Raw genomic sequence first — 18,595 nt, forward strand, 5'->3', positions numbered from 1 at the left:
TTTACTTTTATGGCGTTAAGCCGACTGGATTTCGATACCAACTCTGGATCAGCAAGGCTGCTGCAAAACTATCTGCTGATAATTTCTTTGCGCGTCCTTGTTCTTGGTAGAAGCCGAGCTCTTCTCTTGCTTCACGCGTCGTTAAGCGCTCATCCACCATCCAAGTTTCAATATTGGTTTGATGGCGTAAACGTCTTGCAAATTTGCGGGCACGTGTAGAAAGTTCTGACTCACTATCATCCATATTTAATGGAAGACCAACAATAAACAAATCAGGTTGCCACTCTTTTACAATTTTTAAAAGCTGGTCCCAGTTAGGAATTCCATCTTTCATTACAAATAACGGTAGTGGGTTAGCACTTTCAATTGTAGATTGACCTATCGCCATCCCCATTTTTTGAGTGCCAAAGTCGAAAGCCATAATTGATTTGGATTGTATCACAGTCATTAAGCATGTCCGATTTCAGAAGCCAGCCATGTACGATCTACCCCAATCTTTTTATAGGCTGCATCCCAACGATCATCGTACGGTAAGTTAAAAATCAGATCCATATCGGCATCACAGATAAGCCAGTCACCACGAGCGATTTCATCTTCTAACTGGTTTTTACCCCAACTCGCATAACCTAGTGCGATTTGATAGCGACCCACACCTTCATTATGTGCGATTGCATCAAGAATATCTTTACTGGTGGTAATACAGACATTTTCACCCACAGCAATAGAAGAGTGCCAAGTTGGTTGGCCAGTATGAAGGACAAAGCCTGCTTCTGGGCGCAAAGGCCCACCTTGTAAAACCTCATGTGGATTTACATTGTCTGCATCAATATCTAAATCATTCAGGAGTTCTTTAATTTGAATGCCAGCAGGACGATTAATGATAATGCCTTGAGCACCTTCTTCATCGTGACGGGCAAGATAAATTACTGTATTTGCAAAAAAGTCATCTGCCAGTTCTGGCGGGGCAATCAGACAACGGTGAGTCATGTATTGTTTGGTCACCTAAGCGGTTCTCCCTCAAAAAATGTCGCTAGAGGGTCTCACGACCCTTTTATCTATATAGGTTCTTTTTATCAACATACAAGAGTTAATCGGATTTCGCCAATCTTTTTCTCTCATTTTCTTTATTAATTTGAAGAAGCCTGAAATTTAAGTTGTCGTAATTGTTTAGCATGCTGTAAGGTCGTTTCATTAATTTCAACACCGCCAGACATACGTGCTAATTCAGAAATAATCTGATTTTCATCAAGTTGTACAATGGTACTGCTGGCTGGGTCAGTTTGCTGCTTTTTAACTAACAAATGTTGATCAGATTGCGCAGCGACCTGTGCTTGGTGAGTAATACATAAAAGTTGGACATGTTGAGCTAAGTCTGCAAGTAAACGTCCAACCACTTCAGCCGTACCACCGCTAATCCCCACATCAATTTCATCAAACACTAAAACTTCGGCTTCTGTTTTTTCCGCGTTCATGACTTGCATGACGAGTGCAATACGTGAAAGTTCACCACCCGAAGCGACGCGTGCTAATGGTTGTGGGGGTATACCTTTATTAGCCGTAAATAAAAGTTGAATAAAGCTTAAACCTTCTGAGCTTGGCTGTTCTAGGGGTTCAAACTTAAACTCAAAGTGGGCTTCTGGTAGTGCTAAGGGTTTCACTTGTTCAGTTAACTGTTTGGCAAGTGGGGCAGCAGCTTCACGACGAATATTGTCTAAATGCTGAGCTTTCTCTAAAAATTCCTCATGTGACTTTTCTACTTGCTCTGCCAGAGTCTCTGGATCTTCAAGTTGGTGCAATTGTTCAAGCTCATTTTGCCAAGTTTCGTATTCTTCTTTGAGCGTCTCTGGCTGAGTACGGTACTTACGTGCCAGACGATGAAAAACTTCAAGCTTGGAATTTAGTTCTTCCATTCGTTCAGGGTCAAAACTCTGACGATCAATAAACTGACGTAAATTTGATGTGGCATCATCAATTTCACTTTGCGCATTTAATAATGAGTTATAAATTTCAGAAAGCTGTTCGCTACGTCCAGCATGAGATTCTAAACGACGAATAATCGACGACATTTCTTGAGTAATGTTTTGCTCAGCTTCATCAAGCGCATTCAGGCTATAGCTACAATCTTGCATGATATGTTCATGATGACTGAGGCGATCGAACTCTTGCTCGATTTCTTTGTAATCAGTTTGAATAACCTCTTCAAGCTCTTCAATTTGCAGCTCTAAGGTCGCAATACGTTGTAGACGTGTTGCTTGAGCATCTAAGGCTGCTTGGTGTAAACGAATGGTACGTTGCCATGTACTATAAGCTTCACGGACATCATTCGCCTCAGCATAAAAATTGTTATAACGGTCTAACCAATGCTTTGGATAAGGTGGTTCAAGAAGTTGCTGTTGGCTGTGCTGGCTATATAACTGAACCAGTAAACGTCCTAATTCTTTAAGCTCAGAGAGACTACTTGGACGTCCATTGACCCATGCTTTACTGCGACCAGTTGCGAAAATAACACGACGTAAATGAATTTCCCCAGAATCATCATCTAGTTCATGGTCTTGTAGCCATTTCGCTTCAGGGCTATTGTCCTGATAAGTAAAAACAGTGGTTACATCCGCTTTGTCCGAACCATAGCGGACATAATTTGTATCTGTACGTTCACCTAAGCAGGCAGAAAGTGCATCCAGTAATAATGATTTTCCGGCACCTGTCTCACCTGTTAGAACATTAAATCCTTGTTCTATATCAATAGCTAAATGATCAGCTAATGCAAAATTAATTAAAGTTAAATGTGTGAGCATAAACGCATCCAACGCGCCAAATTATGGGTTAAAGATAGAGAAGTTTTGAATTTGCTACAAGTGATCTATTATTCTAACTTAAATTATAGAACACCAAGATTCTTGTTCGTTTATTATTTGGCAATAATCGTCGATATCAAAAATTATCAGAATTATTCATAGATACATTTATTTAATTGTGTAGAAAGATATTTTTTACTTGCCAGTTTATTTTGAAGAGTAAAAAAATATATAAGTATTTTCATAATATTGAAGTACATATTGGTGATTATGTTGCCACTGGAAAGTATGTGGAAAATCGAGTTATAGACCAACATTATCTGCGTTATTGTATTTGACCGACTTTAAAATAAAGTGTGCTTGTACATGCTAGTCGGCATTTTGATGGAAATAACGTCGATTTCCCAGCTTGTGAGGCTGCTTCAATGCGAAATAACCCAGACAACTTTCATGTCGGCATAGAAGTTGATTCATCATTAATTACAGCTCCTAGTTGATTATTCAACAGCGCAGAAAGTTTACTGAGTTTTTCTGGATGAAATCTACGATGAAGTTTGCAGATAGAGTGCAATTATGTTGACTAATCGAAATATTGAAATAAATTTACCCTACGCTTTTGCTAAAAAAATTTAGCTACAGCAGTAGAAATTACAAGTCTATGCGTATGAAAACTGATTGATTAGTTATTTAGGCACAATTAAACTACATTCAACATAATTTATATAAATGCGGCATTATCTGGAGAATGTGCATGAGTTCAACCCAATTTGATCATGTAACGGTCATCAAAAAGTCAAATGTTTATTTTGGTGGAGCATGTATCAGCCATACCGTGCAATTTGAAGATGGAACAAAAAAAACATTAGGTGTTATTTTGCCGACTGAGCAGCCTTTAACATTTGAAACACATGTTCCTGAGCGTATGGAAATTATTTCAGGTGAATGTCGCGTGAAAATTGCAGACAGTAATGAAAGTGAATTGTTCCGCGCTGGTCAATCATTTTATGTTCCTGGAAATAGTGTTTTTAAAATTGAGACTGATGAAGTGCTCGATTATGTGTGCCATTTAGAAGGCTAAGAAATTCCTGTTTAAATCGGGTACACTATGCCCAAAGAAATCCTGTGAAGTTGGCTTTGCAGGATTTTTATTTTTTTGCTCAAACGTTGTTAGAGGTCAAGCATGGCAAAACCGGAATATTATTATGGCGTTCACTCAGTGGAGTCATTGTTAGAACTTGAGCCGGAACGTGTGCTAACCCTGTTTACTTTAAAAGGGCGGGATGACCAACGTTTGCAAAAGATTTTGCAATTGGCGGAGCCTTTTGGAATTAGTGTACAAAAGGCAAGCCGTGATAGTCTTGAAAAACTTGCTGGTTTGCCATTTCATCAGGGTGTAGTAGCAGCGGTGCGTCCTCATCCGATTTTAAATGAAAAAGATCTAGATCAGATCTTGGCTGAAACTCCAGATGCTTTATTGCTCGCATTAGATCAGGTAACAGATCCACATAACTTAGGTGCTTGTATCCGTACCGCTGCTGCAATGGGCGTGCAAGCTGTGATTGTGCCGCGTGATCGCTCGGCAAGCTTAACCCCAACAGCTCGTAAAGTTGCAGCGGGTGGAGCTGAAAAAGTTAAATTTATTCAAGTCACAAATTTAGCTCGTACATTGGCTCATCTGAAAGAAACCACTCATGTACGTGTAATTGGTACTATGCTTGATGAAAGTGCACTGCCAATCCAAAAGTGTGATTTCTCTGGCCCAGTCGTGATTGTGATGGGAGCTGAAGATACAGGTTTGCGCCCAATTACTCAGGCACAGTGTGATCACAAAGTTTATATTCCGATGTCTGGTAATTTACAGAGTCTAAACGTAAGCGTGGCAACAGGTATGGCACTTTACGAGGCTTGTCGTCAGCGTTCTGAGGTATAATTGAGCTGCCTTTCCTAGTTTTTAAGCAGTCTTCATATGTCTCCCCGTAAGCAAGGTTATTTCTTTGTATTGGTGACCATGTGCATTTGGGGCGGGTTTACACTTTTTGCTCGTTTAAATGCACAATGGCACATCAGTGCTTGGGACATTGCCGCACTGCGCTTTGCTATCGCCTTTCTAATTTTAATGCCTATCTTAATTTATAAAAAAGATCTCGCTTTTTTATGGAGTAAGCATGCGGTTATTTTGGCGCTCATTGGCGGTGTCATCTATTGTCTGACTGTTTATACAGCTTTTCTTTATGCTCCAGCCGCACATGCTGCAATATTTTTAAATGGCTGCATACCAATCTGTACTGCTCTAGCTGCCTATATTTTATTTAGACAGCCGTTTGATAAACACACATGGGCGAGTCTCGCAATCATGATCGCTGCCTTAGCACTCATGAGCATTTTGATGCTACGTACAAGTACCTCTGCGTTTGGAATTGGAGACATACTCCTTTTTATTAGTGCGATTTGGTGGGGTATCTTCACTGTTTTACTTAAACAGTGGAAGCTCTCTGCTTGGCATTCTATGGCAAGTGTTGCGATTTGGTCTGCAATTATTTATTTACCCATCTATGTTTTATTTTTGCCTAAGCACTTCATGGAAGTTAGTCCTGTTCATTTAGCGATACAGGGCATTTTCCATGGTGTATTTGTCGTTATTATCGCAACTTTGACTTATGTTGCTGCCATTCAACGTCTTGGTGCTTTTAAAACGGGAAGTATTGTCACTTTGGCGCCGTTCATTGCCGCTATTTTAGCTGTACCTTTACTTGGTGAGTCATTAAGCCCATCAATTGTTGTGGGCTTAGTAGGTATGGGAATAGGCGCTTTACAGCCTTGGCGCTGGTTTAGACAAGATAGCCTGACACAAAAAATTAAGCAGCAAAATACACAAAATTAGTTTGCACGCTTTAAATAGCTTTGATGTAAAGGCTCTAATTGTTGATGTAAATGTTCGAGTAATCCGTCATTAAAGACAATGTCATTAGCAAGTTCACGTTTACGCTCGCGTGGCATTTGTGCTGCAATAATTTTCTGGATTTGTTCCTGGTTTTGCCCATCGCGCTGGCTGGCACGCTGAATTTGAGTTTGTTCACTCGCATCAACTAATAAAGTGTGATTAACCAATTCATGTTGGTTGGTTTCAAAGAGTAATGGTGAAACTAAAATCACATAAGGACTTTTTGGGTTTTGCAGTTGTTGAATAATCGATTGGCGAATCGCAGGATGGGTAATGCTCTCGAGTATGTGTCTTGCTTCAGGGTTCTGAAAAATATGTTCGCGTAGGGCACGACGATCTAAATTACCATCGGGCTGAAGTACCCAGTCTCCAAAAGTTTGCTGAATTTTTTGGAGAGTAGGTTGGCCTTTTTCAACGACTTCACGCGCAACAATGTCGGCATCGACGACTTGAATTCCTTGGGACTCGAACCATTGTGTTGCAGCAGATTTTCCACTGCCAATACCACCTGTGATTCCCAGAATAAAAGCCATCTTAACCTCCTAAATAAATCTTCATAATCTGATCACCCCATAAAAAGGCAACCCAACCCGCAATGGCAATATATGGCCCAAAAGCAAAAGGCTGATTTTCATTTCTTAACTTTAATAAAATGATGCCAATAATTGCACCTAGTAAAGATGACAATAACACAATTAATGGCAGCATCAATGGCCCCATCCATGCGCCCAATGCGGCAAGCAATTTAAAGTCACCGTAGCCCATACCTTCTTTGCCAGTAATCACTTTAAATAAGTAATACACAATCCATAGGCATAAAAAGCCGATTAAATAACCCCAAATAGCTGAGTTAGGCGCGGTATAAATATTAAAGGTGTTAATGCCTAAGCCGAGTGCTGCTAAAGGTAAGGTAAAACGGTCAGGTAGCAGCTGAGTATCAAAGTCTATAAAGGTGAGGGCAATTAAAACCCAAGTCAGGACGAGTCCCCAAAGCATTTGTATGGTCGGGCCAAACACCATAACTACCACCAATGAACATAACATGGTGAGTAGTTCAATTGCTGGATAACGAATGCTAATCGAATGCTGGCAATGACCACATTTTCCTCTTAGCATCAACCAGCTTACGATAGGAATATTTTGATACCAACGGATCGGTTGGTGGCAATTTGGACATGATGAAGCAGGTTTGCTTAATGTTAGTTTTTCATGGTCAATAATGGGTTGCTCTGGATTTAGGAGCATTTGACATTCGAATTGCCAATCTTGCTCCATCATTTTTGGAGTGCGGTAAATCACTACATTAAGAAAGCTACCAATACACAGGCTAACGAGTGCAACTGCAATATAAAGTGCAGTTAAGTTTTGAATAAAATAAGCAATGATGTCCTGCATTATACAACTGAGCCCATTTGGAAAATTGGAAGATACATGGCAACAACGAGACCCCCTACCAACACCCCTAAAACCGCCATGATTAAAGGTTCCATCATTGAAGTTAAACCATCAACAGCATTATCAACCTCATTTTCATAATAGGTCGCAACTTTATCGAGCATGCTGTCTAGCGCCCCAGACTCTTCACCAATTGCAACCATTTGTATAGCCATAGAAGGAAAACGGTTAGATAAACGCATGGCAAACTGAAGTTGTTGTCCTGTTGCGACATCTTCGCGAATTTTCATCACAGCTTGTTCATAGATGACATTGTTGGTTGCACCAGCAGTCGACTCAAGCGCATCGATGAGTGGAACACCTGCTGCAAAGGTTGTGGCAAGTGTACGACTATAACGGGCAATAATTGCTTTATAAACTAAGTCTCCAAAAATAGGTAATTTAAGCGCGAGTTTATCTAGGCCATCACGAAACTTTTTACTACGCTTTTTAGCTTCTAGAAAAGCCACAATAATTGCACCAATCACCATAATCATAATGAACCAATACTCTTGCATCCATTCTGACATATTCACGACCATTTGCGTGAATGCTGGTAATTCTGCTCCAAATGAAGAAAACAGATCTTGGAAAACGGGTACGACTTTAACCATCAAAATAATGGTCACTACAATTGCTACTACAATAACTGTGGCCGGATATTTCATTGCTTTCTTGATTTTCTGCTTAAGTAATTCACTTTTTTCTTTGTAAATTGCCACACGATCTAGCATGGTTTCGAGCGCACCTGATTGTTCGCCAGATTCCACAAGTGAACAAAATAAATTGTCAAAATGTTGAGGATACTTTCTTAAAGCTGAGGCAAAAGTGCTGCCACCTTCAACTTCACCTTTAATACCAAGTACCACCTCCCGCATGGCAGGGTTTTCTAAACCTTCTGCTACAATTTCAAAACCTTGTACCAGTGGTACACCTGCTTTCATCATGGTCGCAAGCTGTCGAGTAAAAATCGTAATATCAAGTGTTGATACCTTTTTCTTAAATAAACCTTCAAGAATGTTTTTACGTTTCTCACGTATAGTTCGAACGGTTACACCTTGTTTGCGTAAGGTCACTTTAGCTAAAGCCATATTTTTAGCTGGCAGTTCTCCCTTAATTTTTATGCCCTTACGGTCAACCCCTTCATAAGCAAAAGTCGGCATCATTTGTGCCTTTTTGACAGCCATCAGATTATCCTTATTTTAAATAGTGTCTTATTCACTGGTCACACGGTTAACTTCTTGTAAGGAAGTCACGCCTTGCATCACCTTTTTTAAACCTGAACGACGTAGATTATTAAACCCCAATTTTTCAGAAGCGGCAGCGATTTCTAAAGCATTGCCATCTTCCATAATAATCTTGGAAATTTCAGGTGTAACTTTCATTACTTCATAAATACCAACACGGCCTTTATAACCGTCACGACATTCAGGACAACCCACAGGTTGGAAAACCCGAAAGTCTGGATGTGCTAAGTCCTGCTCGGTAAAGCCCATTTCCAATAAACTTTGTTTTGGAACATTTGTAGGTATTTTACATTGAGAGCAAAGGCGGCGTGCTAACCGCTGAGCAATAACCAAGTTGACTGATGTTGCAATATTGAAAGAAGGAACCCCCATATTGCGTAAGCGAGTCAACGTTTCTGGCGCACTGTTGGTGTGCAGTGTTGACATCACCATGTGACCGGTTTGTGCAGCTTTAATCGCGATTTCTGCTGTTTCCAAGTCACGAATCTCACCAACCATAATAATGTCAGGGTCTTGTCGTAAAAATGATTTAAGTGCAGCAGCAAACGTAAGACCTACTTTCGGGTTCACGTTAACCTGATTAATCCCTTCAAGGTTAATTTCTACAGGGTCTTCGGCAGTAGAAATATTAGAGCTCTCAGTATTTAAAATGTTTAAGCCTGTATATAAAGATACAGTTTTACCGGAACCTGTTGGTCCAGTAATTAAAAGCATACCTTGTGGTTTATCTAAAGCTTCCATAAACAAAGCTTTTTGTTCTTCTTCGTATCCTAGGGCGTCAATCCCTAGCATTGCGCTTGATGGATCAAGAATACGTAGAACTAGCTTTTCACCAAACAACGTCGGAAGTGAGTTCACACGAAAATCAATTGCTTTAGTTTTTGAGAGCTTAAGTTTGATACGACCATCTTGTGGGACACGTTTTTCGGAAATATCCATTTGAGACATTACTTTTAAACGTGACGCCAAACGGTTTGCCAATTGTAAAGGAGGGTTAGCAATTTGACGTAACACGCCGTCGACTCGATATCGAACCCGATATGACTTTTCATACGGTTCAAAATGTAAATCTGAAGCGCCCATGCGAATGGCATCAATAAGCAACTTATTAATGTATTTAACAATGGGAGCTTCATCACCTTGAGGTGTTTCTTCTTCATCCTCTTGAGTCGAAGGTGCATCTAGGCTGACATCGAGATCAAACTCTTCATCATTAAAATCAAAGTTGCTTTCTTCTGCAAAATGCTGGCCTAAAACTTTTTCCAGCTTATGATGCTCGACAATGACAGGCTCAACCATCAGTTTGCTGTTAAAGCGGATCGCATCAATCGCTTCAATATTGCTTGGATTGCTGGTTGCGACATATAAAATTTGCCCTCTTTGAATAAGTGGCAAAATCCGATGTTTTAAAATCAGTTTTTGATCGACCAAATCTTTTGGAATCTGAGATGTGTCATAAACATCAAGATCAAAATATGGTTCAGCAAACTCAGCAGAGATTGTTTCAGCCAATAAAGAAGGGGAGAGATGAACCTCTTCAATTAAATATGCGACTGTATCCTGCTTAGCTCTCTTTGCTGCATCTAATGCATTTTGCATGGTCGCTGCCGACACATGCTTTTCTTCGACTAAACGCCGAAAAAACCCCGTAAATTTTGGAGATGTATGTAATGCTGACATCTGCCTGCCTATGCTAATGTGTTTATAATTGGTATATGAAAAATTATACTTTTGTTATGTAAAATTACTACCTTATAAAATGTTGCTCTAGTCCTACTCAGACTGTTAAAGCTTGAACCAGTCGAAGTTTTTATAGATTAATTTTTAGAATGTTTAAGTTTGAGCCCTTATAAAGTTTTTTAATTTCAAAGAGTAGAAAAGATATAAGTAATCCCATTAAAGAAAAGTATCTGAAATTTGTATAAATGCGTGTAGAATGTGCTGCATTTTTGATGAAAGGTGAGCAGTATGTCGGGTACGACGATTACGCCTTGGGTAGTTGGCAACTGGAAAATGAATCCAATGCGTGCTAACGCCAACCAACTTATAGAAGAATTTAAACAATTATTGCAACAAAACCAAATTGCAGATGAAAGCTGCCATGTGGGCGTTGCCCCTGTTTCTATTGCACTTACAACAGTACAGGCGCAATTGCAGGATGCTGCAAGAGCAGTATATACAGTTGCACAGGATGTATCGCGTGTTGCGGGCACAGGTGCTTATACTGGTGAAGTCAGCGCAGAATTATTAAAAGATAGTCAAATTAATTTCGTACTGGTCGGGCACTCTGAACGTCGTGATATTTTTGGCGACAACGTTGAAATTTTGAAGGCGAAACTCCAGAATGCATTAAATGCGGGCTTAACTGTCATTTATTGTGTGGGTGAAAGTCTTGAACAGCGTGAGCAAGGGCAGGCAGAGCAAGTTGTTTTACAACAAATTTGCGATATTGCACCTGTGGTTACTGCTGAACAATGGCAAAACCAAGTCGTGATTGCTTATGAACCTATCTGGGCAATTGGTACAGGTAAAACAGCTTCTCCACAAGATGCACAAGCGATGCACGCGAAAGTTCGTGAAGGCTTATGTCAGCTTACTTCAGCGGGTTCAGATATTGCTATTTTATATGGTGGTAGTGTAAAAGCAGATAACGCTGTCGAATTGGCTGCATGTCCAGATATTAATGGTGCATTGGTAGGCGGTGCTTCATTAAATGCAGCATCTTTTTATCAAATTGTACAAGCCTTCGCGCAAAGCAAATAACGAGGATAGGGTATGCACTCTTTTGTACTTGTTGTACATATTATTTTAGCGGTACTCATGATTGCATTGATTTTGGTGCAACATGGTAAAGGCGCAGATGCCGGAGCTTCCTTTGGTGGAGGTGGTGCAGCAACCGTATTTGGTGCATCTGGTTCAGGTAATTTCCTGACTCGTCTAACTGCTGTTTTAACTGCATTGTTCTTTGTAACAAGTTTAACTCTTGCTGTTTTTGCAAAAAAGCAAACTACAGAAGCATATAGTTTGAAAACTGTACAAACTTCAGCACCAGTTCAAACCACATCGCCTGAAACTTCACCAAATGCACCAAAAACGGGTCAATAATTCGAAATAGGGCTTTCCTTTTGCAGTTGGAAGGACTAGAATGCGTCCCACAAGCTGCGGTGGTGGTGGAATTGGTAGACACGCTACCTTGAGGTGGTAGTGCCTTCGGGCGTGGGGGTTCAAGTCCCCCCTTCCGCACCAACTTTGAACCAGAAAGTTGAGTGCAAGCAGTTTTTTGATGCGGGATGGAGCAGTCTGGTAGCTCGTCGGGCTCATAACCCGAAGGTCGTTGGTTCAAATCCAGCTCCCGCTACCAATTTGATTAAGGTGCAACTTAATCAAGCAAATATTGGATAAGTTTACATTGACTTTTTTTGATATTTGTATATAATTTTTGCACGTTGATGCGGGATGGAGCAGTCTGGTAGCTCGTCGGGCTCATAACCCGAAGGTCGTTGGTTCAAATCCAGCTCCCGCTACCAAGTTTCTTAAAAGAGGCTCACAGACAAGTGGGCCTTTTTGCACAGTGGACTATTGTTTTCTGTGCTACATAGGGGCGATTAACGCCCTTTTTTATTGGTTATCGTATCGCTATCGTGTAGTGTCGACATCAATTGGTCAAATAGTCATGCTTCACTATAGTAGGTCTGTGTCGGTTAAAACAACCGATTGAATCGCACGAGAATGACGAGAGTAAATGAAATTATCAAATAAATCCCAAGCATTGTATGACATGATTGCCCCAGCAGTGCAAGCATGTGGTGTTGACCTGTGGGGAATCGAATTCCTTCCACAAGGTAAACGTTCATTATTGCGTATTTATATCGATAGACCAGTTGATGAAAATGCTGAACCAGTGATTAATGAAGATGGTGAAGTAGAACAAGGTCGTGGTATTGGTGTGCAAGATTGCGTACGAGTTACACAACAAGTCGGCGCAATGTTAGATGTTCATGACCCGATTTCAGGTGAGTATTCATTAGAAGTTTCTTCACCAGGTTGGGATCGCCCATTTTTTCAACTCGAACAATTGCAAAGTTACATTGGACAACAGGTTGCTTTGCGTTTAATTGCAGCAGTAGAAAACCGCCGTAAATTTCAAGCAAAACTCCTTGCTGTAGACCTTGAAAATGAAGAGATTAAGGTTGAAGTTGAAGGAAAGCATGTGCTTGATATCGACAGCAACAATATCGATAAAGCAAACTTGATCTATCAAGATTAAATTTATTTAAATTATATAAGAAATCGGTAGGTGACTTATGGGCCGCGAAATTCTTACCGTTGTAGAAACGGTTAGTAATGAAAAAGGTGTTAGTCGTGAAGCGATCTTCGAGGCTTTAGAACAAGCTCTAGTTGCTGCAACGAAGAAAAGATTTTACGAAGGTACACATGCTGAAGAAGCTCAGCTTCGTGTAGAAATTGATCGTAAAACAGGTGATTACCGTACATTCCGTCAATGGACTGTTGTGGCAGATGAAGATCATGAAATGCCAGCTTGCCAAGACGCGATTTCTGATCTTGACCCATCTAAATGGTCAATTGGTGATGTACGTGAGCTCGAAGTGGAATCTATCGAGTTTGGTCGTATTGCTGCACAAATTGCAAAACAAGTTATCGTACAAAAAATTCGTGAAGCTGAGCGTGCTTTAGTTGCTGATGCATACGAGTCTAAAGTTGGTGAGTTGATTTACGGTGAAGTGAAAAAACAAACCAAAGATGGCTTTATTATCGACTTAGGCGACAACGCAGAAGCTTATCTTGCACGTGAAGAAATGATTCCTAAAGAAATTCTTCGTCCAAAGCAACGTGTAAACGCTATTTTATATAATGTTAACCGTGAAGGTCGTGGCGCTCAGTTGTTGTTATCACGCGCTAAGCCTGAAATGTTAATTGCTTTAATGAAAAAAGAAATTCCTGAAATTTCTGAAGAAATCATTGAAATTAAAGCAGCAGCACGTCAACCGGGTGTTCGTGCTAAAATTGCAGTGAAAACAAATGATCACCGTATTGACCCTGTAGGTGCGTGTATTGGTATGCGTGGTACGCGTATCCAAGCTGTGCAACAAGAGTTAAATGGTGAACGTATTGATGTAGTGGTTTGGTCTGATGATCCAGCTCAATACATTGCAAGTGCATTAGAACCAGCTGATGTTTCAGGCATCGTGCTTGATGAAGATGCAAGAAGTGCCGACATTATTTTTGCAACCAGCGATCAATTGGCTCGTGCGATTGGCTCACAAGGTCAAAACGTTCGTTTGGCTTCTGATTTAACTGGTTATAAACTCGACATGATGCTTGAAGAAGAGTATCGTGCTCGTCAGCAAAATGAAGCTCAGCAGTATCTTGACATGTTTGTATCACGTTTAGATATTGAAGAAGATTTAGCAATGGCATTGGTAGAAATGGGCTTCACTTCTTTAGAAGAGATTGCTTATGTGCCTGCTGAAACTTTTGACGAAATTGAGCTTGACGCTGAATTGGTTGAGTTATTGCAAAGTCGTGCAAAAGAAGCAGCTCTTACTGATGCTTTGAAACAGCAAGAAAATATTCAAGAACCGAGCGCAGACCTCCTCACTATGGAAGGCATGACTTCTGAGATCGCTTACTCGCTTGCCGCTCGCGGTATTATTACCGTTGATGATTTGGCAGATCAGGCTACTGACGATATCTCTGATATTGAAGGTCTTGATCATGAAAAAGCTGGTCAATTGATCATGAAAGCTCGCGAATCATGGTTTAACTAGGAGATGAAATATGACGGACAAGTCGATTAAAGAGTTAGCTCTCACTGTAGGACGTCCTGTTGAGAAGCTCCTAGAACAGGCTCGTGAAGCAGGTTTGCCTCAACGTACAGCAGACGACATTATTACCACTGAACAACAGGATACTTTGGTCAATCATTTGAAAAAAGTACATGGTCAGGAAAGTGGTAACACAGGAAAAATTGCGTTGAAACGTAAAACAACCAGTACCGCTAAAGTTGCAAGTACTTCAGGTAAAGCAAAAACAATTAACGTAGAAGTACGTAAAAAACAGGTTTTTGCTAAGCCAAACCCAGAACAAATTGCAGCAGAAGCTAAAGCGCGTGCAGAAGCAGAAGCTAAAACACGTGCAGATCAACAAGCGCGTGATACTGCAGAGCAAAAAGCGCGTCTTCAAACAGAGCAAAAAGCAAAAGCAACTTTAGATGCGATGCGTGCTGCTCACCAACAAGATAGCGCTGCACAGTCAGCGCCTAAAGCTGCTGTTGTAGTGAAAAAACGTGGTGGTGGTACAGTAAAACCTGCACCAAAACCAGCAGAAACTTTAGAGCAAAAGAAAGCGCGCGAAGCACAAACAGCTCAGTTAAAAGCAACTGAAGAAGCTGCACGTCGTAAAGCGGCTGAAGAAGCTCAACAACGTACACTTGAACAAATGCGCAAAATGGCGTCTAAGTATTCAAATGATGATACAACGACAACAATTCGCGTAATTGATGATTCTCCACTTGCTTCAGGTCTTGTTGGCCAAGCTTATGAAGATTCATTCAAGCAAGAAGACCGTGAAATTAAACGCGGTGGTGCAACTACTAACCCGCGTGCTGGTAAGAAAGGCGGTCGTCGTGGTCAAGAAGAGCAAAGCTTCGTTAACCATAACAAACGTGGTTTAAAATCAAGCCAAGCAAATAAGCATGGATTTGAAAAGCCAGTTAAAAAGCAAGTCTACGATGTAGAAATCGGTTCAAGTATTGTTGTTGCCGATCTTGCTCAAAAAATGGCGATTAAAGTACGTGAAGTTATCAAAACACTTATGAAAATGGGTGAGTTGGTTAACCAAGATCAAGCGATTGACCAAGATACAGCAGCACTTGTTGTAGAAGAAATGGGCCATAACCCTGTTCTAGTTTCTGATACACAAGCGGAAGATAACTTGCTTGAAGCGGCTGAAGAAGCGCGTGGTGAGCAAACAACTCGTCCACCAGTTGTTACGATTATGGGTCACGTTGACCATGGTAAAACATCATTGCTTGACCGTATCCGTCGTTCGAAAGTGGCGGCTGGTGAAGCAGGTGGTATTACCCAGCATATTGGTGCGTATCACGTTGAAACAGACAAAGGAATCATTACATTCCTTGATACACCGGGACATGCTGCGTTTACTTCAATGCGTGCACGTGGTGCTAAAGCGACAGATATCGTGGTATTGGTTGTTGCGGCAGATGATGGTGTAATGCCACAAACTGCAGAAGCAATTGACCATGCTCGTGCAGCAGGTACTCCAATTATTGTTGCAATCAACAAAATGGATAAAGAATCTGCTGATCCAGACCGTGTGTTAAATGAATTGACAACGAAACAAATCGTTCCAGAAGAATGGGGCGGTGATGTTCCGATTGCTAAGGTTTCTGCACATACTGGACAAGGTATTGATGAACTCCTTGATTTAATTCTTATTCAATCAGAATTGATGGAATTAAAAGCATCTGCTGAAGGTGCTGCGCAAGGTGTTGTTATTGAAGCACGTGTTGATAAAGGCCGTGGTGCAGTAACTTCTATTCTTGTTCAAAACGGTACATTAAATATTGGTGACCTTGTTCTTGCAGGTTCATCTTATGGTCGTGTCCGTGCAATGTCTGATGAAAACGGTAAGCCAATTAAATCAGCAGGACCATCTATTCCAGTAGAAATTCTGGGTCTTCCAGATGCTCCAATGGCAGGTGATGAAGTTCTTGTTGTAAATGACGAGAAGAAAGCACGTGAAGTTGCCGATGCTCGTGCTGACCGTGAACGTCAAAAACGTATTGACCGTCAAAGCGCAATGCGTCTTGAAAATATTATGTCGTCAATGGGCAAAAAAGACGTTCCTACAGTGAATGTTGTTTTAAGAACTGACGTACGTGGTACTTTAGAAGCATTAAATGCAGCTTTATATGAACTATCTACTGATGAAGTAAAAGTTCGTGTAATTAGTTCAGGTGTTGGTGCGATTACTGAGTCTGATGTGATTCTTGCTGAATCTTCAGAAGCTGTATTGTTAGGCTTTAACGTTCGTGCTGATACAGCTGCTCGTCAACGCAGTGACCAAGACGGTATCGATATTCGTTACTACAGCATCATTTATGAATTAATTGATGATGTGAAAGATGCCATGAGCGGTAAACTTGCTCCTGAACACCGTGAAACAATCTTGGGTGTTGCTGAAGTACGTGAAGTATTCCACTCAAGTAAGTTTGGTGCAGCAGCAGGCTGTATGGTACTTGAAGGCACATTACATCGTAATAAACCGATTCGCGTATTACGTGATGACGTGGTTGTGTTCCAAGGTGAACTTGAATCATTACGTCGTTATAAAGATGTGGTTGAGGAAGTTCGTGCCGGTATGGAATGTGGTCTTGCGGTGAAAGGTTATAAAGACATCAAAGTACAAGACAAGATTGAAGTATACGATGTTCAATTGATTAAACGGAGTCTTTAATGGCGGGTAGCCAACGCTTAAAGCGCATGGCGGATTCAGTACAACGCGAGTTGTCTGAGCTAATCCGTCAAGAGCTTAAAGATCCTCGCTTAGGTGGTCTAGTGACCATCTCTGCGGTGAAAGTCAGTGCGGATATGGGATATGCTGAAGTTTACGTTACTGTTATGGGGCGTGAGCTAGGTGATGAACAAAGTGAAGCAGCAAATAAAGAAACTTTAGATGTATTAAATAAAGCTTCTGGTTTCTTGCGTCATGAGTTAAGCCGTCGTATTAAAACTCGTATTACGCCTCGTTTACGTTTCCATTACGATAAGACGAACGCATATGGTAACTATATGTTTGGTCTTATTGAAAAAGCGGTACAAGATTTACCGGAACGTAAGTCAGATGACCAAGAGTAATTAAAACTCAAAATAAAAAAGCCACCTTGGGGTGGCTTTTTTATTATTCAACATTTTACTTAATGTTTAGGTGGATCCATCGGAGGTTTATTCTGTGAAAAGCGTTGTCCGATTTTATAACGATCCCATGGTAATGGACGTTCTATTGCTTCAGGAACTTCACCACTGAGTGAGCGTAAGCGTAGATGTAGTGCCGCTTGTGCTATTAAATTGGCTGAAACAGGAGCTGTAATAAAAGCCAAAAGCGTGATCAATAGTTCGGCAAAACCAAAGCGACCTTGGAAAGCAAAAAAGATCATTGAAGCAATTAAAAAGCTACCTAAACCCAACGTGCTCGATTTGGTAGGTGCATGTAAGCGCATAAATAGATCGGGTAGGCGTACCATTCCGATCGATCCGACTAACATAAAGAATGCACCGAAAACCAGAAAGATCGAAACAATAATTTCCATTGTAAATTGCATTTTGACCTCCCTTTAATCGATCACATGACCAGTTGTGAAATAACGTGCCAAAGCAGCTGTCGAAACAAACCCTAGCATGGCAACCAATAATGCCCCTTCAAATAAAGAGGTGGTTGTCCAATAGATACCTAATACAACAATCAGACAAGTTGCATTTAGAAAAAGCGTATCGAGTGCCAAAAGACGATCTACAATTGATGGCCCCATCACCATTCGAAACAAGCAAAGCAGCATAGAGATTGTGATAGCAATCATGCTAATACCAAGAGCATAAGGTAGGATGGTCATATGTTGTCCTCCGATTTGCTTTTTACATCAAAAATTTCCATGAGCGGAGCTTCATAGCGTTGTTTGATGTCTTGCACATCACTTTCGGTATTTTCTGTACTGAGTGAGTGCACCAGAATATCACCACGCTCTTGATCAATACCAGCTGAGACAGTTCCCGGTGTTGTGGTAATAATCATTGCCAGTAACGAATTCACCTGTTCATGTTCCGTTTCTAAAGGCACACGGTACCATTTAGGATGTAATTTTTTAGGCGGCCCTAATACCAGCTTTGCAACACGAAAATTGGAAATAACAATATCCCAAAGTACAATAAAAAATAGTTTTATTGCTGGTTGCCAATGGATGTGAGGTGTTCTGGTAATAAAAGGTCGAACTAAACGCGGAATCACAAGACCCAAAATTACAGCCATAAGTAGGTCGCTGGCATCAAGACTATGCGAGAGCATTAACCAGAAAATAATAATCAAAAAAGAAACAAATGGATGTGGGAACCAACGTTCAAGCAATTTAGATAGCTGCATTG

General features: G+C 40.8%; 19 protein-coding genes, 3 tRNA genes and 1 pseudogene. 13 read left to right on the forward strand and 10 right to left on the reverse strand.

Annotated features, from left to right (window positions below):
• Positions 1 to 7 precede the first annotated feature (7 nt).
• The 3 genes from ruvX to recN form a co-directional block, all read right to left on the reverse strand.
• Positions 8 to 448: a Holliday junction resolvase RuvX gene (ruvX, locus tag ABFY81_RS12680; RefSeq protein ID WP_347913898.1), complete on the reverse strand. Its 441-nt coding sequence runs from the start codon at positions 446 to 448 to the stop codon at positions 8 to 10.
• Positions 448 to 1,002, reverse strand: coding sequence for a YqgE/AlgH family protein (locus tag ABFY81_RS12685; RefSeq protein WP_004699090.1), 555 nt, complete (start codon positions 1,000 to 1,002; stop codon positions 448 to 450). Before ABFY81_RS12685 ends, ruvX begins: the two co-directional genes overlap by 1 nt.
• Before the next feature lie 125 nt (positions 1,003 to 1,127).
• A complete protein-coding gene (recN, locus tag ABFY81_RS12690; RefSeq protein ID WP_347913899.1) occupies positions 1,128 to 2,795 on the reverse strand; it encodes a DNA repair protein RecN in 1,668 nt (555 codons plus the stop codon).
• 239 nt (positions 2,796 to 3,034) lie between these two features.
• Between recN and ABFY81_RS12695 the strand changes: the two are divergent.
• The 4 genes and pseudogenes from ABFY81_RS12695 to ABFY81_RS12710 all read left to right on the forward strand — a co-directional run.
• Positions 3,035 to 3,428, forward strand: a pseudogene (locus ABFY81_RS12695) (tetratricopeptide repeat protein); the annotation flags it as partial.
• A gap of 118 nt (positions 3,429 to 3,546) precedes the next feature.
• Positions 3,547 to 3,873 (forward strand): pyrimidine/purine nucleoside phosphorylase, encoded by a 327-nt coding sequence (locus ABFY81_RS12700; RefSeq protein WP_000099685.1) that lies wholly within the window; start codon positions 3,547 to 3,549, stop codon positions 3,871 to 3,873.
• 102 nt (positions 3,874 to 3,975) lie between these two features.
• A complete protein-coding gene (gene rlmB, locus ABFY81_RS12705) occupies positions 3,976 to 4,725 on the forward strand; it encodes a 23S rRNA (guanosine(2251)-2'-O)-methyltransferase RlmB (protein ID WP_039251214.1) in 750 nt (249 codons plus the stop codon).
• 36 nt (positions 4,726 to 4,761) lie between these two features.
• Complete coding sequence (locus ABFY81_RS12710) at positions 4,762 to 5,676, forward strand: DMT family transporter (RefSeq protein ID WP_347913900.1); 915 nt, start codon at positions 4,762 to 4,764, stop codon at positions 5,674 to 5,676.
• Here ABFY81_RS12710 and coaE read toward each other — a convergent pair.
• Genes coaE through pilB form a run of 4 tightly spaced genes read right to left on the reverse strand, consistent with a single transcriptional unit; the run spans position 5,673 to position 10,097 of the window.
• Positions 5,673 to 6,269, reverse strand: a complete 597-nt coding sequence (gene coaE, locus ABFY81_RS12715; protein WP_347913901.1) for a dephospho-CoA kinase — start codon at positions 6,267 to 6,269, stop codon at positions 5,673 to 5,675. The two genes, ABFY81_RS12710 and coaE, sit on opposite strands and share 4 nt — an antisense overlap.
• Before the next feature lies 1 nt (position 6,270).
• Positions 6,271 to 7,131: an A24 family peptidase gene (locus tag ABFY81_RS12720; protein ID WP_347913902.1), complete on the reverse strand. Its 861-nt coding sequence runs from the start codon at positions 7,129 to 7,131 to the stop codon at positions 6,271 to 6,273.
• Complete coding sequence (locus tag ABFY81_RS12725; protein ID WP_347913903.1) at positions 7,131 to 8,357, reverse strand: type II secretion system F family protein; 1,227 nt, start codon at positions 8,355 to 8,357, stop codon at positions 7,131 to 7,133. Before ABFY81_RS12725 ends, ABFY81_RS12720 begins: the two co-directional genes overlap by 1 nt.
• Before the next feature lie 27 nt (positions 8,358 to 8,384).
• Positions 8,385 to 10,097 carry a type IV-A pilus assembly ATPase PilB gene (gene pilB / locus ABFY81_RS12730; protein ID WP_347913904.1) on the reverse strand — a complete coding sequence of 571 codons (1,713 nt, stop codon included), beginning with the start codon at positions 10,095 to 10,097 and terminating at the stop codon, positions 8,385 to 8,387.
• A 288-nt stretch (positions 10,098 to 10,385) separates the two neighbouring features.
• On the opposite strand from pilB, the gene tpiA reads away from it, so the two are divergent.
• From tpiA to ABFY81_RS12775, 9 genes are all read left to right on the forward strand, one after another.
• Complete coding sequence (tpiA, locus tag ABFY81_RS12735; RefSeq protein WP_134262172.1) at positions 10,386 to 11,180, forward strand: triose-phosphate isomerase; 795 nt, start codon at positions 10,386 to 10,388, stop codon at positions 11,178 to 11,180.
• 12 nt (positions 11,181 to 11,192) lie between these two features.
• A complete protein-coding gene (gene secG / locus ABFY81_RS12740) occupies positions 11,193 to 11,522 on the forward strand; it encodes a preprotein translocase subunit SecG (RefSeq protein WP_019456770.1) in 330 nt (109 codons plus the stop codon).
• A gap of 56 nt (positions 11,523 to 11,578) precedes the next feature.
• Positions 11,579 to 11,663: transfer RNA gene (locus tag ABFY81_RS12745), tRNA-Leu, on the forward strand.
• A 38-nt stretch (positions 11,664 to 11,701) separates the two neighbouring features.
• Positions 11,702 to 11,778, forward strand: a tRNA-Met gene (locus ABFY81_RS12750).
• Between the two features lie 89 nt (positions 11,779 to 11,867).
• Positions 11,868 to 11,944, forward strand: a tRNA-Met gene (locus ABFY81_RS12755).
• A gap of 215 nt (positions 11,945 to 12,159) precedes the next feature.
• The gene (gene rimP, locus ABFY81_RS12760) at positions 12,160 to 12,684 is read left to right on the forward strand and encodes a ribosome maturation factor RimP (RefSeq protein ID WP_002157009.1); all 525 of its coding nucleotides are present in this window, start codon (positions 12,160 to 12,162) and stop codon (positions 12,682 to 12,684) included.
• A gap of 37 nt (positions 12,685 to 12,721) precedes the next feature.
• Complete coding sequence (nusA, locus tag ABFY81_RS12765; protein WP_004699068.1) at positions 12,722 to 14,206, forward strand: transcription termination factor NusA; 1,485 nt, start codon at positions 12,722 to 12,724, stop codon at positions 14,204 to 14,206.
• 10 nt (positions 14,207 to 14,216) lie between these two features.
• Positions 14,217 to 16,916, forward strand: coding sequence for a translation initiation factor IF-2 (gene infB, locus ABFY81_RS12770; protein WP_004699066.1), 2,700 nt, complete (start codon positions 14,217 to 14,219; stop codon positions 16,914 to 16,916).
• Positions 16,916 to 17,317, forward strand: a complete 402-nt coding sequence (locus tag ABFY81_RS12775; RefSeq protein WP_002114836.1) for a ribosome-binding factor A — start codon at positions 16,916 to 16,918, stop codon at positions 17,315 to 17,317. The genes infB and ABFY81_RS12775 overlap by 1 nt, the downstream gene beginning before the upstream one ends.
• A gap of 59 nt (positions 17,318 to 17,376) precedes the next feature.
• Here ABFY81_RS12775 and ABFY81_RS12780 read toward each other — a convergent pair whose 3' ends face one another.
• Genes ABFY81_RS12780 through ABFY81_RS12790 form a run of 3 tightly spaced genes read right to left on the reverse strand, consistent with a single transcriptional unit; the run spans position 17,377 to position 18,593 of the window.
• Complete coding sequence (locus ABFY81_RS12780; RefSeq protein WP_004699064.1) at positions 17,377 to 17,781, reverse strand: Na+/H+ antiporter subunit G; 405 nt, start codon at positions 17,779 to 17,781, stop codon at positions 17,377 to 17,379.
• A gap of 12 nt (positions 17,782 to 17,793) precedes the next feature.
• Positions 17,794 to 18,069 carry a monovalent cation/H+ antiporter subunit F gene (locus ABFY81_RS12785; RefSeq protein ID WP_019456876.1) on the reverse strand — a complete coding sequence of 92 codons (276 nt, stop codon included), beginning with the start codon at positions 18,067 to 18,069 and terminating at the stop codon, positions 17,794 to 17,796.
• On the reverse strand, positions 18,066 to 18,593 hold the full coding sequence (locus tag ABFY81_RS12790) for a Na+/H+ antiporter subunit E (RefSeq protein WP_004699061.1): 528 nt from the start codon (positions 18,591 to 18,593) through the stop codon (positions 18,066 to 18,068). Before ABFY81_RS12790 ends, ABFY81_RS12785 begins: the two co-directional genes overlap by 4 nt.
• Between the last annotated feature and the right edge of the window lie 2 nt (positions 18,594 to 18,595).

This window comes from Acinetobacter sp. WA-87, from assembly GCF_039938935.1.
Lineage (GTDB): Bacteria > Pseudomonadota > Gammaproteobacteria > Pseudomonadales > Moraxellaceae > Acinetobacter > Acinetobacter seifertii.

Bases quoted from the DNA above. Each gene is read 5' to 3' on its own strand.
- rimP (WP_002157009.1), top strand. From the start codon at position 12,160: ATGAAATTATCAAATAAATCCCAAGCATTGTATGACATGATTGCCCCA.
- coaE (WP_347913901.1), bottom strand. From the start codon at position 6,269: ATGGCTTTTATTCTGGGAATCACAGGTGGTATTGGCAGTGGAAAATCT.
- ABFY81_RS12775 (WP_002114836.1), top strand. From the start codon at position 16,916: ATGGCGGGTAGCCAACGCTTAAAGCGCATGGCGGATTCAGTACAACGC.
- secG (WP_019456770.1), top strand. From the start codon at position 11,193: ATGCACTCTTTTGTACTTGTTGTACATATTATTTTAGCGGTACTCATG.
- nusA (WP_004699068.1), top strand. From the start codon at position 12,722: ATGGGCCGCGAAATTCTTACCGTTGTAGAAACGGTTAGTAATGAAAAA.
- ABFY81_RS12790 (WP_004699061.1), bottom strand. From the start codon at position 18,593: ATGCAGCTATCTAAATTGCTTGAACGTTGGTTCCCACATCCATTTGTT.
- ABFY81_RS12700 (WP_000099685.1), top strand. From the start codon at position 3,547: ATGAGTTCAACCCAATTTGATCATGTAACGGTCATCAAAAAGTCAAAT.
- tpiA (WP_134262172.1), top strand. From the start codon at position 10,386: ATGTCGGGTACGACGATTACGCCTTGGGTAGTTGGCAACTGGAAAATG.
- ABFY81_RS12710 (WP_347913900.1), top strand. From the start codon at position 4,762: ATGTCTCCCCGTAAGCAAGGTTATTTCTTTGTATTGGTGACCATGTGC.
- recN (WP_347913899.1), bottom strand. From the start codon at position 2,795: ATGCTCACACATTTAACTTTAATTAATTTTGCATTAGCTGATCATTTA.
- ABFY81_RS12780 (WP_004699064.1), bottom strand. From the start codon at position 17,781: ATGCAATTTACAATGGAAATTATTGTTTCGATCTTTCTGGTTTTCGGT.
- ruvX (WP_347913898.1), bottom strand. From the start codon at position 448: ATGACTGTGATACAATCCAAATCAATTATGGCTTTCGACTTTGGCACT.
- ABFY81_RS12725 (WP_347913903.1), bottom strand. From the start codon at position 8,357: ATGGCTGTCAAAAAGGCACAAATGATGCCGACTTTTGCTTATGAAGGG.
- ABFY81_RS12720 (WP_347913902.1), bottom strand. From the start codon at position 7,131: ATGCAGGACATCATTGCTTATTTTATTCAAAACTTAACTGCACTTTAT.
- rlmB (WP_039251214.1), top strand. From the start codon at position 3,976: ATGGCAAAACCGGAATATTATTATGGCGTTCACTCAGTGGAGTCATTG.
- pilB (WP_347913904.1), bottom strand. From the start codon at position 10,097: ATGTCAGCATTACATACATCTCCAAAATTTACGGGGTTTTTTCGGCGT.
- infB (WP_004699066.1), top strand. From the start codon at position 14,217: ATGACGGACAAGTCGATTAAAGAGTTAGCTCTCACTGTAGGACGTCCT.
- ABFY81_RS12785 (WP_019456876.1), bottom strand. From the start codon at position 18,069: ATGACCATCCTACCTTATGCTCTTGGTATTAGCATGATTGCTATCACA.